10 protein-coding genes and 2 pseudogenes are annotated in these 15508 nt (G+C 50.5%); 5 read left to right on the top strand and 7 right to left on the bottom strand.

Annotated elements, in window-relative coordinates:
• Positions 1 to 32: 32 nt before the first annotated feature.
• A complete protein-coding gene (locus tag R5H23_RS02470; RefSeq protein ID WP_317214208.1) occupies positions 33 to 1610 on the bottom strand; it encodes an FAD-dependent oxidoreductase in 1578 nt (525 codons plus the stop codon).
• A gap of 123 nt (positions 1611 to 1733) precedes the next feature.
• On the opposite strand from R5H23_RS02470, the gene R5H23_RS02465 reads away from it, so the two are divergent.
• Positions 1734 to 2117, top strand: a complete 384-nt coding sequence (locus R5H23_RS02465) for a MarR family transcriptional regulator (RefSeq protein ID WP_317214207.1) — start codon at positions 1734 to 1736, stop codon at positions 2115 to 2117.
• A gap of 50 nt (positions 2118 to 2167) precedes the next feature.
• Here R5H23_RS02465 and R5H23_RS02460 read toward each other — a convergent pair whose 3' ends face one another.
• A complete protein-coding gene (locus R5H23_RS02460) occupies positions 2168 to 3115 on the bottom strand; it encodes a GlxA family transcriptional regulator (protein WP_317214206.1) in 948 nt (315 codons plus the stop codon).
• An 81-nt stretch (positions 3116 to 3196) separates the two neighbouring features.
• Here R5H23_RS02460 and R5H23_RS02455 point away from each other — a divergent pair, with 81 nt between their 5' ends.
• The gene (locus tag R5H23_RS02455; RefSeq protein WP_317214205.1) at positions 3197 to 3892 is read left to right on the top strand and encodes a DJ-1/PfpI family protein; all 696 of its coding nucleotides are present in this window, start codon (positions 3197 to 3199) and stop codon (positions 3890 to 3892) included.
• Between the two features lie 291 nt (positions 3893 to 4183).
• Positions 4184 to 4336 (top strand): hypothetical protein, encoded by a 153-nt coding sequence (locus R5H23_RS02450; RefSeq protein WP_317214204.1) that lies wholly within the window; start codon positions 4184 to 4186, stop codon positions 4334 to 4336.
• 270 nt (positions 4337 to 4606) lie between these two features.
• Here R5H23_RS02450 and R5H23_RS02445 read toward each other — a convergent pair.
• The 3 genes and pseudogenes from R5H23_RS02445 to R5H23_RS02435 all read right to left on the bottom strand — a co-directional run.
• Positions 4607 to 4840 (bottom strand): annotated as a pseudogene (locus R5H23_RS02445) (transposase); the annotation flags it as partial.
• Between the two features lie 18 nt (positions 4841 to 4858).
• Positions 4859 to 5737: pseudogene (locus tag R5H23_RS02440) on the bottom strand (bifunctional heptose 7-phosphate kinase/heptose 1-phosphate adenyltransferase); the annotation flags it as partial.
• 148 nt (positions 5738 to 5885) lie between these two features.
• Complete coding sequence (locus R5H23_RS02435; protein WP_317214203.1) at positions 5886 to 7766, bottom strand: Hint domain-containing protein; 1881 nt, start codon at positions 7764 to 7766, stop codon at positions 5886 to 5888.
• Between the two features lie 503 nt (positions 7767 to 8269).
• Here R5H23_RS02435 and R5H23_RS02430 point away from each other — a divergent pair.
• Positions 8270 to 8491, top strand: coding sequence for an SMR family transporter (locus tag R5H23_RS02430; RefSeq protein WP_317214202.1), 222 nt, complete (start codon positions 8270 to 8272; stop codon positions 8489 to 8491).
• A gap of 291 nt (positions 8492 to 8782) precedes the next feature.
• Here the strand turns inward: R5H23_RS02430 and R5H23_RS02425 are convergent, their stop codons facing one another.
• On the bottom strand, positions 8783 to 10021 hold the full coding sequence (locus R5H23_RS02425; RefSeq protein ID WP_317214201.1) for a YdcF family protein: 1239 nt from the start codon (positions 10019 to 10021) through the stop codon (positions 8783 to 8785).
• Positions 10022 to 10268: 247 nt separating this feature from the next.
• Here R5H23_RS02425 and R5H23_RS02420 point away from each other — a divergent pair, with 247 nt between their 5' ends.
• The gene (locus R5H23_RS02420) at positions 10269 to 12686 is read left to right on the top strand and encodes a TonB-dependent receptor domain-containing protein (RefSeq protein ID WP_317214200.1); all 2418 of its coding nucleotides are present in this window, start codon (positions 10269 to 10271) and stop codon (positions 12684 to 12686) included.
• A 68-nt stretch (positions 12687 to 12754) separates the two neighbouring features.
• On the opposite strand, the gene R5H23_RS02415 is transcribed toward R5H23_RS02420, so the two are convergent.
• Positions 12755 to 14812 (bottom strand): phosphocholine-specific phospholipase C, encoded by a 2058-nt coding sequence (locus R5H23_RS02415; protein WP_317214199.1) that lies wholly within the window; start codon positions 14810 to 14812, stop codon positions 12755 to 12757.
• Positions 14813 to 15508: the final 696 nt, after the last annotated feature.

Raw genomic sequence — 15508 nt, 5'->3', positions numbered from 1 at the left:
GGCACGTCTACCTACGAGCATGCCCCATAGTTTCAGCGTGCCTCATGTGCTGAGCTGAGAATTTTCAATAAATCTTCGTGGCGAAATACGTCCGTTCGCACGGCCTTCCAGATAACAAACCCGTCGGCGCGGACCAGCACGGCTCCTGTGTCGGAGATCCCATAAGCGGCAGGGAAAGCGCTCTCGGGATCCTGGAGGTCACGCCCGACAGCAAGACATTGCACCGGCAATCCGTGAAGGCGACATGAAGTCTCTGCCGCCCGGCACCAGGATTCCGCATTGTTTCCCGCCAAGAGCACCAGACTTTCGCCGAAAAGGTCGAGGCTGGACAGACGCACGCCAGCCTGATGCAACCAGATATGCGGTGCGCGCGTCCCTGGCTCGGCATGGAGATCGCGCGGATGTACAACGATCGGATTAGGAATGGTCTCGACGTAAGCGAGGATCGGATAGCGATATCCCATGCTGATCATGTCCTCATCCAGAATCGGCTGAAGCGCCTCAAGCGGAAGCTGAACATTTGATCGCTGTGCCAGCCTTGCCGTGGCCTGCGCGACAACCATTTGCACGACGGGCGCACGCTCGGCCTCGTAAAAATCGAGTAGTGATTTCGGAGCGTTATTCTGAATCACAGAAACAAGCTTGAGGGCGAGGTTATGGGCGTCGTGGATGCCCGTATTGGCCCCAAAGCCGCCGAGAGGCGGGGTAGAGTGAATAGCATCGCCCGCCAGAAAGATCCGGCCCTTCCGAAAGCTCTCGGCATACCATGACGAAAGGCACCACGAATGGATGTCGACCACCTCGATCTGTTGTGATGGCAATCCCAGACATCTGGCCGCGAGTGCGTGGCAGTTCTCGGGCGTGAAGCGTGCAATATCAGCAGGGTTTGTCGGGTCATACTCAATGCTTAAAACGACTGAGGTGAGATCAGTGCTCCAGGACATGAAGCCGGAGATATCGGGCTGTTGCACCCATGCGAAGCTCAGAGGCCGTCCTCGCAGCGCTTCGCCGATATCACAGCAGATCGTGATGCTCATGGAATGAACGAGATCGCCCAAACCTGTGGTCCCGATTCCCAAAAGGTCGCGCACCATGCTCTTGCTGCCGTCACATCCGATTACGAAATCGGCGTGAAGCAGGGTCTCGGTGCCATCAGCAGCTTTGATCGTCGCGGTTGCACCGTCTGCATGCTGATCGAGTGCTGTCATGGCATGAGCAAAATGAATACGCGCCCCAAGGCGCTCTGCCGTATCGCGGACAACACATTCCAAATCCTGCTGCTTGATGGAAGAGGCGACGCAGGGTGAATCTGCGCTCTCACTGACGGCTGGCAGTGGCCAGCGCCGGATCTCGTCTCCTGTAAGGGAGTAAACGATTGCAGCTTCGCTCAGCGTCCCTGGTGGGGTTGTGATCTTTTTCTCGATACCGAGAGAGCGATAGAGTTCGATGGTGCGAGGATAGAAAAACTTGGCGCGCAAACGCTTGGACGGAGAGGGGCGCCTTTCGACAAGGACGGTATCAACGCCGTGTTTTGCCAGAAAAGCAGCAGCCGTTAGTCCGACAATTCCACCACCGATGACAAGGACCTTACAGGAAGAGGGGATCGACATCAGGGGAAAGACTCCTTAGATTATCTAACAATATACTTAGGAGATCGAACTATTATTTCTTCAGAGTCAAGTGATCGCTTTGCGCGCTACGTCCCTACGATCCAGCTTTTTGCGGCCCGGCTTGTGCTGTTTCACCAGAAAGTCGCCGAACGCCTTGGCCTCACAGCAACGGAATTCAAGTGTTTGCGGCTGATTGACCTGCTTGGGCCGCTGCCGATGACCAGCCTGGCTCAGGAAGCCGGCCTGCAGCTTGGCACTGTCTCAGGCCTGATCGAGAAGCTGGAAGCTCAAAAGCTGGTCGATCGCGCCCGGGACCCGGCCGACAAGCGGAGGGTCCTTTTGAGGGCGCGCATCTCGATTTCGCAGCAGGCGTCAGTGCTCTACCGGGAACTGGGAGAGACGATGCGACAGGAGCTGGACGGCTACAGCGACGCCGAGTTTGAGGTCATCATGCGCTTCCTCACGCGGACGGGTGAGGCGCTTGCTACGTCAATCAAGGCGCTTTGACAGGATTATAAATTGTATTCCCAGTCAGGAGTGGCTGCCTGTAAGTCCAGTTAGGTTGTCGTAGCATTCCGGCGCATCGCCTGAGGTGGCTGGCCAAATGCTCGAAGAAAGGCACGGCGCATGCGTTCTGGATCATTGAAGCCGGTGTCGTTGGCAATTGCCTCGATGGGGATCGTGGAATGTTCCACGCGCTCACGCGCTGCTTCCAGTCGTAAGCGTTCGACTGCTCTGGCCGGGCTCATGCCGACCGACAGCCGAAACGTCCGGGTGAAATTGCGTGGGCTCATCGCCACCTGGGCGGCCAGCGTTTCGATGGTCAGCCGGTCAGACAGATGGGCGCGTATCCATCCGAGTAGCACCGCAAAACGCCCATCACTGCCGCCCATTTCCAACAGCGCAGAAAACTGTGATTGTCCGCCGGGCCTACGATGAAACACCACCATCTGCTGCGCCACATACCGGGAGACTGTATCCCCCAGATCTTCGGAAATCAGGGCTAATGCGAGATCAATGCTCGCGCTGATCCCCGCCGAGGTCCAAACTGCCCCATCCTGGATATAGATGGCATCGGGATCGACGCTCACATCAGGGAACAGGCGCGATAATTCTTCAGCGCGCTGCCAGTGGGTTGTGGCGCGTTTTCCGTCCAGAAGACCAGCCGCAGCCAGAGGGAAAGCTCCGGAACAGACACTGCACAGCCGTCGCGTAGACTCTGCCCGCGCTCGAAGAAAAGCGCGCAGGTCCGGACACTGCATGGCATTACGGCTCCCATTACCGCCTATCACAATCAGTGTGTCCAGCGGGCCACCCTTCCACATCGCCGTCGTATCCAGCGCTATCCCTGCGGAAGAGCGGACGGAGCCGCCATCGCGAGACAGCAGGCTGAGGCCATAAGCGTCATTTGCCATTCCTCCAGCAATTTCAAACGCAGTGATCGGGCCTGCGGCATCAAGAAGCTGGAAGTCGGGATAAAGCAGGATGCCAATGTGTTTTATCATGGCCCGAAATGAGGGATCATTGTCCTTTCGTCAAGTCTTGCTTTGGAGCGAAGGTATGATTGTTCGTTAAGGAATTTCACCATGAGCCGCTCGCCCTTCCGTATCCTTTTCGCCGTGTATCCGGGCATGACACAGCTGGACTTTACAGGGCCACATCAGTTTCTCTCCCGTGTTCCCGACAGCGAGACGTTGGTCGCCAGCCCCAGTGGGGGAGCAGTCCCCAGCGAAGGGCTTGTTTTTGCAGACACATATCGACTAGCCGACGTGGCTCAATGCGATCTGTTATGTGTTCCAGGCGGCGTCAATGCGCTTGATATGGCTCTCGATGCTGAGTTTATTAGCGAAATCCAGCGCCTCGGTGACGGTGCCCGCTATGTGACGTCGGTTTGCACGGGTTCGCTCATTCTTGGTGCGGCAGGGTTACTAAAAGAGAAGCGAGCGGCCTGTCATTGGGCATGGCGTCATCTGTTACCCTTGTTCGGCGCTATCCCGGACGAAGGACGCGTGGTGCGAGACGGGCGCGTATTCACTGGCGGCGGAGTAACAGCCGGTATTGACTTTGCACTGACTGTACTGGCCGAGGTTGCGAGCGAAGAAGTGGCCAGGACGCTTCAGCTCGGGCTCGAATATGACCCTATGCCCCCCTTTGCTGGCGGTAGACCGGAAACTACACCACCAGAAATTCTCGCGCGCTATCGAGACCGGATCAAGCCGCTTCTCGTTCAGTATGATGCTCAGGCGCGCAAAGCTGCGGCCCAGCTTTCCCAGAGCTTTTGACTAAAATGAGTACATAAACACGAGAATTGGCTGACAAAAAAGTCCGGAAGGATCAAAATTTATAAATATAGAATTTTGATACCCTGATAAAGTAGATATATCAGGGATATGGATACGTAGCGCAGGCAACAACATCGTCCGACCTCATCTCTACGACGATTAAAACGTGCCGACATGATTTTCTTCTCTACATCGGTACTCATCGCCATCTGGCGCAGCAAACCGCAGACGGCCAACTTACTCATCTGGGATTGATACCGTCTCTTCAGCGTCAACCTGCAGAGAACCAACATGAGCCATGCCAGACGCGATCCGTTCCCAAATGCTTGGAGCAGTCTGGATCGACTGGTCGAAGAGGTGGGGTTAGAGAAGCTTGTTCTATCGGCGTATCAGGCTGCTTTGGCCCTCAGTGCCTTCATCCTATTCGACAAGAAAGATGATTAATAATTTTTTCTTGGCCGGATATGCAGCCACAGAAGACCTACTCACTCACTGACACTACGCACTATTTTTTCAGAATTTACTATATTTAATAAATAAAATAACTTCCAATATTATCAGAAAAAATCAGTATTACCCTATAATGAAAAATAATTTTATTATTTACAACGGAACCAGAATCATTTTTTATTATAATTCAGCAATGCAGAACGCCGCTAATAGCGGTTCTCTTTAGGATGCTCTTCCAAAACACGCTATTCATAGACGCAGAACTCATAACCAGAACATGACGGTTGCGGCGAGGCAGATGGCTGAGAAGAAGACATTCGGGCATCTATCATAGCGTGTTGCGACCCGCCGCCAGTCCTTGAGCCTTCCGAACATGATTTCGATGCGATTGCGATGTTTGTATTTCCGTTTATCGTATCTGATGGGCATTGCCCGGGATTTTTGTCCTGGAATGCAGGGCCTGATTCCTTTTTCCTCCAGGGCATCCCTGAACCAGTCAAATATGACAAGAGAAAATACAAACGTCGCAATCACGACCGCCGTCTCGAGATCCTGCCCTGTTGACAATATTGCAGCGATTGTCGCCAAAACCGTATCTCCGGCACCAGAGACATCAAAGACCTCAGTTTTACGCGCCGGCTGGTGCAAAACATGTCCGTTGCGCTGCCACAATGTCATCCCGTCTTCAGAGCGCGTGATGAGAACATCACCTCCAAACTGGCCTGACAGGAGGGCGGCGGCCTGCTCAGCATCCGCGTCACCACATATGGTCAGACCAGAGGCAAGTGTTGCTTCCGACCGGTTTGGCGTAATCAGGCTGGCGCCAGCATAACAGGTAAAATCCCTGATTTTAGGATCCACAATAACTGGAATACCGCGCGCCCGAGCCTCCTTGATAATGGCGGAGACAACATCACGAGACAGAACCCCTTTAGCGTAGTCGAAGCACACCAAAACAGAGGCACCCTCAAGTGCCGCAATTGTCCGTGCAATAAGAGTTCGCCGGATAGTGTCATCGAAATCGATAAGATATTCAGCGTCAACGCGGACAATCTGTTGCCCGGAACTGATGATGCGCGTTTTGGAGATCGTCGACCATCCCGGAACCTCAACGAGCATACTCAGATCGATATGGGAATGACTGGAAATCGCGTTACGTAAAGACATTCCAATGTCGTCCGGACCAACTGCTCCGATCAATGTCACAGAGCATCCCAGTGCCGCGGCATTAATTGCCACATTTGCAGCTCCGCCCGGGACTGCCGACCTACGAGACTGCCGAACAACAGGAACCGGTGCCTCTGGCGAAATGCGCTCCACATTACCAGCGACATAACAATCGAGCATCACATCGGCAATAACGACCAGTTTTCCGAAATGAAGACCCTCAATCATGATCGGAAGAGGGTTTCAGATTTATTTTTATTTGAACAGGACCGTCGATATGAAAGTATTTTCATATTAAAAATCTATTTTACAAAAACTATTCTATCAAAGTGCCACCAGATCACGTGCAGCATGATCTGGTGGCACTTTCTAAATATTATCCTTGTACGATTTTAATATTTTCATCGCACTCATTTTGAACATAAGGCCCTGCTGCCAGAACCTGAATGGCCAGCATTCCAATGCTTCCTGGTTCACGCGCACCGATCGACAGGAGAGCGTTTCCATTTGTCCAACGACATGGAGCGGCTTCCTTGACATCCCAGCCTTCGAGCTGATCGCTCTTCAGGTGCTGGTCAAGCTTGCGGGTATCACGGGATTCAAAAAACTGAATACTCCCCACAAGAACGCCGAGATAACGGCGGTCATCCACAAACGGTCCAATCGTGTCGCTCGGACGGCTGGTCCGAGACACCATCCGGACCTGTTGAACACCAGGCGGGATCATGAACACGCTGTGCCCGTTATTTTCACGAACTCTGCGAAGAACGACCCCAGTCTCAGTCACAAGATGAAGATCCGCATCGTCAACAAGTTTCTGCTGCGGGGCTTCAAGACCAAGACCCGCATACTCTGCCCGAGCTTCGAGGTTCCGGAAAATTGGCTCAACCTGATGACGGGCAACCGTCAGCGCAGCTTCGCCATCTTCTTCCCATGTCTTGACGTTTTTGTCACCGAACAGAACCAGCGTTCCACCCTGCGCAAACGTCGAGCGGTTCCCGGTATCAAGATAGCTTTCCGTCAGCGTACCGTCCGCCCAAATGACCGAATGGGGGTCAGTCTCGACATGATAATATGTGTAACTGGTGAAAGAGCGATCATAGAAGATCGAACGCCCATTCACGAGCATGCGGACCGGAATAAACTTCCCGTCAAAGAACAGGCAATGCTCTGGCGTCACAAGGAGATCCTTGTATGGCACGCCGTCAGAAACTGCATCTTTCAGGACGCAGACTGGATATCCGGCTTCATCATCAGAAAGATGAGAACGGACAACCATCTTTTTATGACCAACCCATTTGACCGAACGGGTCAGCTCTGCAGCGTTCCGCCAGTCATAGACACAGATCTCGTCACCAATCGCCATCTCTTCGACGGCGCGCTCACCTGTCGGCGTCCGCAGCATGGAACCGGCAAGGAAACAAACCTCAAAAAGCATGCCATCCTTGGTAAATTCAACATATTGCTGCTGACCAATTCCGGGAATGTTCAGAGTGATTGGGCTGCCATTAACGAGATTGATGGTAACAGAATTACCATCAGAAGAATTCACGACATTCTTCACATTGGCTTGGCTCAGGCCAGCGATTGTGACCCCGTCAGAAGCTCCACCAGATGTCCCATCAAAGCCACTGATAACCGTCGAAAGCGTCCCGCCAGAGGCCAGACCACTCACAACAAGGCCAGTATTCGTGCTGCCGCCCATAATAATGGTACCGCCAGCATCCGCCCAGATCGTCGCTTGACCACCATTTTCAAGGGTAACGGTCGCAGCAGACATGACAGCACCGCTTGCAAGATTAAGCGACCCTGCAGCGCTGACCGTAATATTGCTTGAGAGGGTAGCGCCCGACTGAAGCTGAGCTTTACCGCCGGATGTCACCCAGAGCTGGTTAACGGTGCCGCCACTGGAGACTGTCAGTGTGCCGTGGACTTCACCGCCAAAGAGCTTGCCCCCGTTGGAGATCGTCGTGTTGCCACTGTAGCTGCCAGCTAGCCCACCAGAGACTGTTCCGCCAGAGAGCACAACCGTATCACGGAGGTCTCCTACAGCAACAAAGGCACTAGCTCCATTGCCAACAGTAATACTACCTGCTGAACCACTCGTTGCATCCAGGAAAGCACCAGAAGCTAGCGTACCTCCAGAGACGGTACCTTGGTCTGTAATGTGACCAGAGAACCGCCAGATGCAACGGCTGTTGCACTCGCAACTGCGCCAGAACAGACCAACTGTTGCCCCCTGAGAGCACATTGGCATTCACAGAACGTCCAGCCAGGAGGTAGTCACTCATTCCAGAGGGAACAATAGTATTGTACTCGATACCACCATTAAGGTAATTATAAGAACCATAATGATCAATAACTGTATTGTAAGCAACGGCGCCGCTAAAAATGTTCAATGCCGCGCTGATGATATCCGCTTTAGGAAAAGCATTTCACGATTTCGAACACTCAAGGAGGGGCGGCATTTTCGCCGAGCTCATCGCTTCGCGTTGACATTTCTGATACGCATCCTTGAAATGACCAGCATCAAGTTTATTAAGCCTATTTTCATTGTATAGAATTCTCTAGGCATATTTTCAATATTGGTATCGCCGAAGACAGATTTTATTACCTCAACCATAGTTGAGGTCACCAAGTCAACATCACACCCTACAAAGTTGCAAGGCGATTAACTTGCCGTAGGCGAGACGGCTCGCCGGAGTGGCGTATCGGTATCAACGTTGCATTTCTATAAGCAGGCAAGATTGGGCATCACCCATGAAACAGTCGGGAGGGCTCCCTAAGCTTTGGCCGTCTATCATCACGCTTGTAGGTATGCTGATTAGCTTTGGACTTATCTCAATAGCTATGAAATCTCTACCCTTAAGAACGGCTTACACTTTTTGGACAGGAATAGGCGCGATTGAAGCATTCTGGTGGGGGTTGTTGTTCTGGGTGAAGCGCTTACGCCGACCCGAGTTTAAACTGCGATCCTTATAGTTTGCGGCCTTCTCTTGATGAAAATTTCTGCCCACGAATAATGCTCTCTACTGTCAATACCATATAGTTAACGAATGAACGCTTGAAGTTTTCTCTATCCAAAGTATCCATTTATTTATAACTTCCAAAGGAAAATTCTCTGCTAAGCGGGTAAGCACCATGCCCCGACTTGGTCAAACTCGGTGAAATTAGACAATTTCGTGGTTAGGTTATGATCACGCATGGATAATATTAAAACTCAAGAGTAACGTTCTCGATATGTATTTCTAATAGAATAAGAAATATTATTCATTATGGATCCAATGGATCCTGAGGATCTGTTTTATTACAACCTCTGTTAGAAATAAAAATCGTCGTAAACGGTGAAAGCCTCTGACCGATCTCTCCTGGCTCACACTTCAGCTCAGTCATATTTCGTCTAAAGAAAATTGTGCTTGAAATATAATCACTTTGACTAGGGTCCGTCACGATAAGTGCGGGTTTATTCTCTGGGGCTCCAAGAATTTGCAGGTACCGCGAAGCGTTGCGTAGGTTCGTTGTTGTGTGACGCGCATAAGGCTCAGTGACAATGCTTCTTTCGGGAATATGAAAACGCTCAATCAGAAAGCGTCTCATTTTATCCGCTTCCACGAAATTCGTATGGGCGGGATGCACTGCCCCACCAGAGACAATTATGAAAGGAGCCAGCTGTCGATTAAAACTCTCAACCGCCAGCGTGAGGCGGAATTTTCCTAACGCCGAGAGTTGCGTATGTGGATCTTCGGGGCCTTCGCCGGGGACAATAATGGCTGTGTATGGGTAGCTTTTCCAGTTCAAATGGCGTGCAAAAACCAAAGAGGGCGCATTCCAGGTGTTCCACAAACCAGAGAAGCGAACGGCGTCCATTCTATCATTTGCGTCCAAAAGAAAGACGGCATTCACTAGAGCTTCTTTAAAAAATGGGTAAGCAAGACCTTGGTGTTGAGATTGATCACCAAGAATTTTGGTTTGTATTCCTATAATAAGATTAGAAAAATCTTTTGCTGTTACGTCTACAGAGGCGGCGTCTATTTTTGGATACCGAGGGGCGTGCCCTTCACCATAAACCGATAGAATGTAATTGATGGCGTCTGCGTCCCGGTTCCACTGCATTTCATCATATTGCAACTTGAAATACTTGGGGAGGCTTTGCAAAATTCTCCCAAAAACATCTCGCTCGTGTTGAGTGATTTTCCACGACTGGATCATGCAAACTGGGTATGGCGTACAGTTTGAGTTATCTTTCAATCTTTGATGGCGTTCATGAAATAACTCGACAATATCTGGAGAAGAAAATACTTCTTTTTCCCATGCCGCATTCGTCATGACAGATGTAAGGCGAGGAAATATTGCGTCTTGCAGCGCCTGAATTTTACTGTCGTGATCAAGAGCTGGCTGCACACGTGGAGTGACTGTCAGGTAGATACCTGCAAGGGCACAAAAAAGCAGGGTAATCAAAATGCTGAATAAAGCCAAAGCAGGTTTGCCTGCTTGAAGAAGATATCGTTTCAAAGCGGGCATCTCCGACAGCAGAACACGTTAATTTACCATGATTCAGAAACCCTACGAGGCAACTGAACTTATTGAAACCCACTCTGTGAGACAGAAGGTGGATTTCAACAAAGCATCATAAGACCATCATAAAAGCATCACACACAGAGATTTACGCCTCCCGTAAAAGATTGCCCGTTCATTACGAACGATGTCGTGGGCGCCCACGACGCTCGCTCTCTGAGACATTGATCTCTCCAGGATAACGATGACCACTAAACGTTCAAAGGCCTCCCATAGCCTCTTCCGACGGCGGCTTCTTTCCTCCTGCATCATGGTGACCTGTGGTCTCACCGTTATTGATGGGGACGCGTTTGCCGGGGCCCCAGCAAAAATTCTTTCGCATCATAAAGTGGTACCCCATCCAAAAGCGGAGACACCATCCAGTCGGCGTGTCCCCACACATCAGATTGAATCGCGGTCCAAGGCCGAAGAATTCAATGTACATGCTCAGCAGCATAATGTGGGAGGGGGCCTTCTGGTCAGGCAAAGCGCGCCTGTTTCGGTCAGTGAGGTGTCACGCGCCTATATTTCCAAACAGGTTCCCACTATCTCTCCCACGCAGCTAATTGCCAGTCTGCCAGGCGTTCAGGCTGGGAACGAAGGCCCTATCAATACTGAGACTGAAACCATGCATATCCGGGGCCTTGACCAGTCTCAGATCGGGTTTCTGTTCGAAGGTGTACCCGTTTCAGATGCCTTCAGCTATGCGCCGTGGGCGACATCCATGGTCGACAACGAGAACCTTGCTTCAGTCAAGGTCACGCAAGGATCGGTTGACCTTACTGCTCCGCTCTACAATGCGGACGGAGCAATAGTTTCAATGCAGGAAATTCGTCCCACCGATAAATTCGGGGGATATATTGACCTGTCAGGCGGAACGCACAGCTTGCAAAAGCAGTTTCTCCGCTTGAATACAGGTGAAATCGGGCACAGTGACGTCCGCGCATTTGCGTCCTTCTCTCACTCAGCTGCTAACGTATGGAGGGGGCCGGGCAAGATCGAGCGCTATCATGTGGATGCCAACGTTGAGAAGCGGTGGGCCCCAGGAAGCAGCACAGACATCGTTTTTGGTTACACACGTTCACATCAGAATATTTACAGAAACCCGAGCCTATCTCAGTGGAAGCAGTATGGAACAAGCTTCAATTATACTGGAACTTACACTGCGGGAGATACGAATTATTATAAAATAAACGAACGCTTTACCAACGTCGTATTCGGCGCAATGCATAATGATTTCAAACTTTCTGACGAACTGACGCTCCACATCGAGCCCTATACGACGTTCCAGAGAGGTCCCAATAATTACGGATCAACCATCCCCATTGCAGGCGGTTATCTTGGGACCCAGCAGTATGGGACCTTGGACGGATATGAGGGTCAATCCGGTAAAGTCACCGTCGAGAGCGTGCATCCGTGGAAGCAGAATACCAGCGGCTTCACAACCAATCTTGACTGGAAGACAAAGCACAACACGCTTTCACTGTTTTATTGGTATTCATACGGGAACCATACCGAATACCAGCATCAATATGCTTTATCTCCGTCTGGAGACTGGAGCTATAGCCAAAAATATCTGACGGTTAACGGTGTAGCTATTACGGGTTATCAGGAAAATACCGTTCAACAGGTCAATGCAATCGGGGTGGACGACAAACTTAGCCTGCTTGGAGACAAGCTCCTTATAGACGCCGGGTTCAAGGCCTCCATGGCGTCCGTCAGTGCCACACAGAACCTTCCTGGTGCTGACCCCTACAAGGCTGGGAAGAACTATTTTGAACCTACCCCTCAGTTGCTTGCTAGTTACCACATCACCAAGAACGATCAAGTCTACATGAATGCGACGACATCCTACAGATTGCCGGCCGGTTGGAGCCCTTACGTTCCACAGTTTTCAATGACGTCAGCAACCCCTTCGAGCACACCGTCAAAAAATCTTGGTGCAGAGTACTTCATTGGACAGGAGGTAGGTTACAGACATAATGGGCCCATCAATGTTTCTGCGTCATGGTTCCACTACAACTTGACCAATCACCAGATCGGTAGCTCATCTTACCTGCCAGGAACCAGCGTTCTTATCAGCACGCAGATTGCCGCTGGCGGTGAAGAGGCATGGGGATTCCAAGGCGAAATTGGAACACGTCCATGGCACCACATCAGTGCCTATGCCTCTGGCCAGTTTCTCCATACCCGCATTGGCAACAATGTTGATGCCGGGACAGACTATCTGCCCACAAAGGGAAAGCAGGATCCTGGTGCCCCAAAATGGAGCGGCGCTATTGGCCTGACATATGACGACGGCATCTATTTTGGTAATTTCAACCTGCGTTATCAGGGCGCACAGTATTCAACACTGATGAACGACCAGAAAATTCCTGGGTATATGACTGCGGACCTGAATCTTGGCCGCACTCTCCCGTCCTTCAACACGCGCGTTCATCCGAAAATCATGCTCAACCTCGTCAATATGGGAGGCGTGAATTACCTGTCATCTATCAGTGGATTTGGACTCACCGCTGTGAAACAGAAAGGTATTTTTGGAAATACTGTCAGTGCTTCAACACCAACTTACGTGGTTGGCTCAGCATTCACGGCAGTTGTGACGCTCGCGGCAGACTTCTAACTACCAGATGATTTAGTTGCAAACTTGTGAGCCCGAAAGCAGCTGTACGCTTTCGGGCTCTGACTATTTCAGACGGTCTGTTGACCAATCGCAGGATCAGTTATGCTGTGATGGCCATTTTCAATGTGACCGCAAAGACGACAGAGCGCCCCATTACTTCTTACGATTAGATCGTACCATCCATGCGCTTCTGTTGTGTCAATTTCGATCTGGGCGGGAGTGGCATTCACGGTATGCGATGTCTTGCGCTGACTATACCCATCTTCCACCGAGAAATCCGCCAACGCTGCATCGAAAATCAGAAGCAAACGTTGTGATGCGGGTTTGGACACGCTTGTCAGCCTGAAGGCTTGTTTTTGATCAGTTACTTGCCCTGAAAACTGACGAAAAAAGCCATTAGGGCCATGAATATCGATGTCATAATGACCAGATTTCGATATCGGCCATTTATCCTCAAGGCTCTTTCCCGGCTCAACGGTATAGAACCTCGGGCGCGTTATCCCTGATTGATCCCGGACGTGAAAAACGGCTGTTGCGCTGCCTGAATTTTGGAATTTCAATTTTAACTGATGCTCCGACGGGAGAAGCCATGTCGTAACGTGGAGATCATAGGGAAGCGCCCGTGCCCGTCGTGTGCCAGCTTCCTGACGAGGCATGATTTGTTCGAGCGGCAGTTTCACGACCGAGTTGGTGTGAGCGACACGATCTGGCGGCTCATATGAAGCTGTGAGAGGAAGCGATGACAAAGAGCTGTTCGGGTTTGAAAAATCAAAAGCAGATGTGAGGTCTCCGCATATCGCGCGGCGCCAAGGTGTAATCTGCGCCTCAATCAGCTCCGGATGTTCGTCACCGAAACGACGCTCGATAAATCGGATGAGGGACGTATGATCGAAAACTTCTGAATTGACCCATCCTCCTTTGCTCCATGGCGAGATCACCAGCATCGGTACTCGCGGGCCCAGTCCATAAGGTCCTGCGTCGTGAGTTGCGCTGCCAGCAAAAATCTCATGGTCAACAGAAATTGTAGACTGACCATGAGCCGGGCTTACGGGTGGGGCAGGAGGGACAATATGATCGAAGAAGCCATCATTTTCATCGTAAGTCAGGAACAAAGCCGTCCGGCTCCACACTTCCGGATTGGAGGTCAAAGTGTCGATGACACGTGATATGAACCAGGCGCCATAATTGGCTGGCCAGTTTGGATGCTCATCGTAGGCATTGGGACACATCAGCCAGGAAACCTGAGGCAGGGTACCGGCCGTGACATCCTTTTGCAGGTCGTCGAACAAAGTCCCTGAAACGGCAATATTAGTTCCGGTGCGAGCCTTCAGAGCAAGCGGCTCGTGAGGAAGGGCGGTCTGATATTTGACAAAGCGAAGAAGAGTGTTGTTGGCAGAATTGCCGATGTAATGATCCGGGTCATCTCCCCAGCCATTTTCCGCCGTCAGCCCCGATCCAGTATCCTGATAGATTTTCCAGGATAGTCCTGCTGCTTCCAGCCGCTCCGGATAAGTTGGCCAATCACAGACCAAGGCATCGGTTTCAAGTTGGGGCCCATAACCTTTAGCGTCGTTACCGGTCCATCCGGTGAACATGTAATTACGATTAGGGTAGGTAGGACCCATGACGGAACAGTAATAGGCATCGCAGATTGTAAAAGCGTCTGCGAGTGCGTAATGAAAGGGAATATCCGTCCGATTGAAATGGATCATCGTCGTAGTGGTTTTATGCGCGATCCAGTCATCCCATCGTCCTTCATTCCAGGCACGATGTGTCGTGTTCCAGTCGTGAGGGGTATCTCCAATAAAGCTCAGTCCAAGATTTTCCTGTTGGGGTCGGAAGGGAAGGAGCTCTCCATCGCCGTGCGGCTGCCGCCAAACCGGTTTTCCGTTAGGTAGCCGCGCAGTGCGTGGATCTCCAAAGCCTCGAACACCCGAAAGCGTACCGTAATAATGATCGAAAGAGCGGTTTTCCTGCATCAGGATAACAATGTGGTCCACATCCTTGATAGATCCTGTTCTGTTGTTAGCAGGCAAAGCCATTGCGTTCCGAATACTGCTTTGAAGAGCGGTTGCGGCAAACCCAGTTCCCAAAAGCTTTAAAAACGCACGACGATCTTGAGGCATGCTCTCTTTCCAATAAATTTTTTAATATTTAAAAAATTTCTCCACATATTAGTGTGAAGTTTTTATTTTTTAAAGTTTAATATATAGTTGATTGTATTGTTGGGTATAGTTTTCAGGTTTAAATATATAAACGAACATAAATAAATTGATTATATTATGGGACTCGAAATATCGGTGGAGAAAACATAATCATTCAGACCACTGCAGAGATACTACAGCCACACCAGAACAATTTCGCGCGTGGTTCCCGTCATCTCAAACCACACAGGTCACCGGGTTTTCTACTAGAAGCCTATGGCACGGTGACAAATCTGACCTTGGTAACGATGTCCCCAATACGAAGGCTGACAAGATCACAACCTCTGAGCTTGCTCTCGAACACGTGGGCAAACAAAGCTTTATCGCTGATACTGTGTTCGGTTTTTAAAAAAAATAAAGTAACCAAGAGAAACCTTCCTTCGATAAGTCGCCTCCCTCCAAATATATTTCCTACATTGCGGTGTACATGCGCCTTAAATAGAAGAAAAAGAAAACGGTTCTTCCTATATAAAATTTTATATTAATCAATTTAATATGCATCGATTAGAAATATTAATGAAAATATCCACGAATAAGGAAACCATTACCTAATCTCATCTTTTCAGAAACTTTAACCTCTCCTTCATAACCGACATAAAGGCGCAAAAGGGCGCTTCA

The organism is Gluconobacter sp. GP1 (assembly GCF_032913585.1).
GTDB lineage: Bacteria > Pseudomonadota > Alphaproteobacteria > Acetobacterales > Acetobacteraceae > Gluconobacter > Gluconobacter cerinus.
This window is presented reverse-complemented; position numbering and strand designations above follow the sequence as displayed.

Excerpts from the sequence above, each read along its gene's own strand:
- R5H23_RS02470 (WP_317214208.1), bottom strand. The coding sequence starts at position 1,610 with ATGTCGATCCCCTCTTCCTGTAAGGTCCTTGTCATCGGTGGTGGAATT.
- R5H23_RS02460 (WP_317214206.1), bottom strand. The coding sequence starts at position 3,115 with ATGATAAAACACATTGGCATCCTGCTTTATCCCGACTTCCAGCTTCTT.
- R5H23_RS02455 (WP_317214205.1), top strand. The coding sequence starts at position 3,197 with ATGAGCCGCTCGCCCTTCCGTATCCTTTTCGCCGTGTATCCGGGCATG.
- R5H23_RS02450 (WP_317214204.1), top strand. The coding sequence starts at position 4,184 with ATGAGCCATGCCAGACGCGATCCGTTCCCAAATGCTTGGAGCAGTCTG.
- R5H23_RS02435 (WP_317214203.1), bottom strand. The coding sequence starts at position 7,766 with ATGCCAATGTGCTCTCAGGGGGCAACAGTTGGTCTGTTCTGGCGCAGT.
- R5H23_RS02430 (WP_317214202.1), top strand. The coding sequence starts at position 8,270 with ATGAAACAGTCGGGAGGGCTCCCTAAGCTTTGGCCGTCTATCATCACG.
- R5H23_RS02420 (WP_317214200.1), top strand. The coding sequence starts at position 10,269 with ATGACCACTAAACGTTCAAAGGCCTCCCATAGCCTCTTCCGACGGCGG.
- R5H23_RS02415 (WP_317214199.1), bottom strand. The coding sequence starts at position 14,812 with ATGCCTCAAGATCGTCGTGCGTTTTTAAAGCTTTTGGGAACTGGGTTT.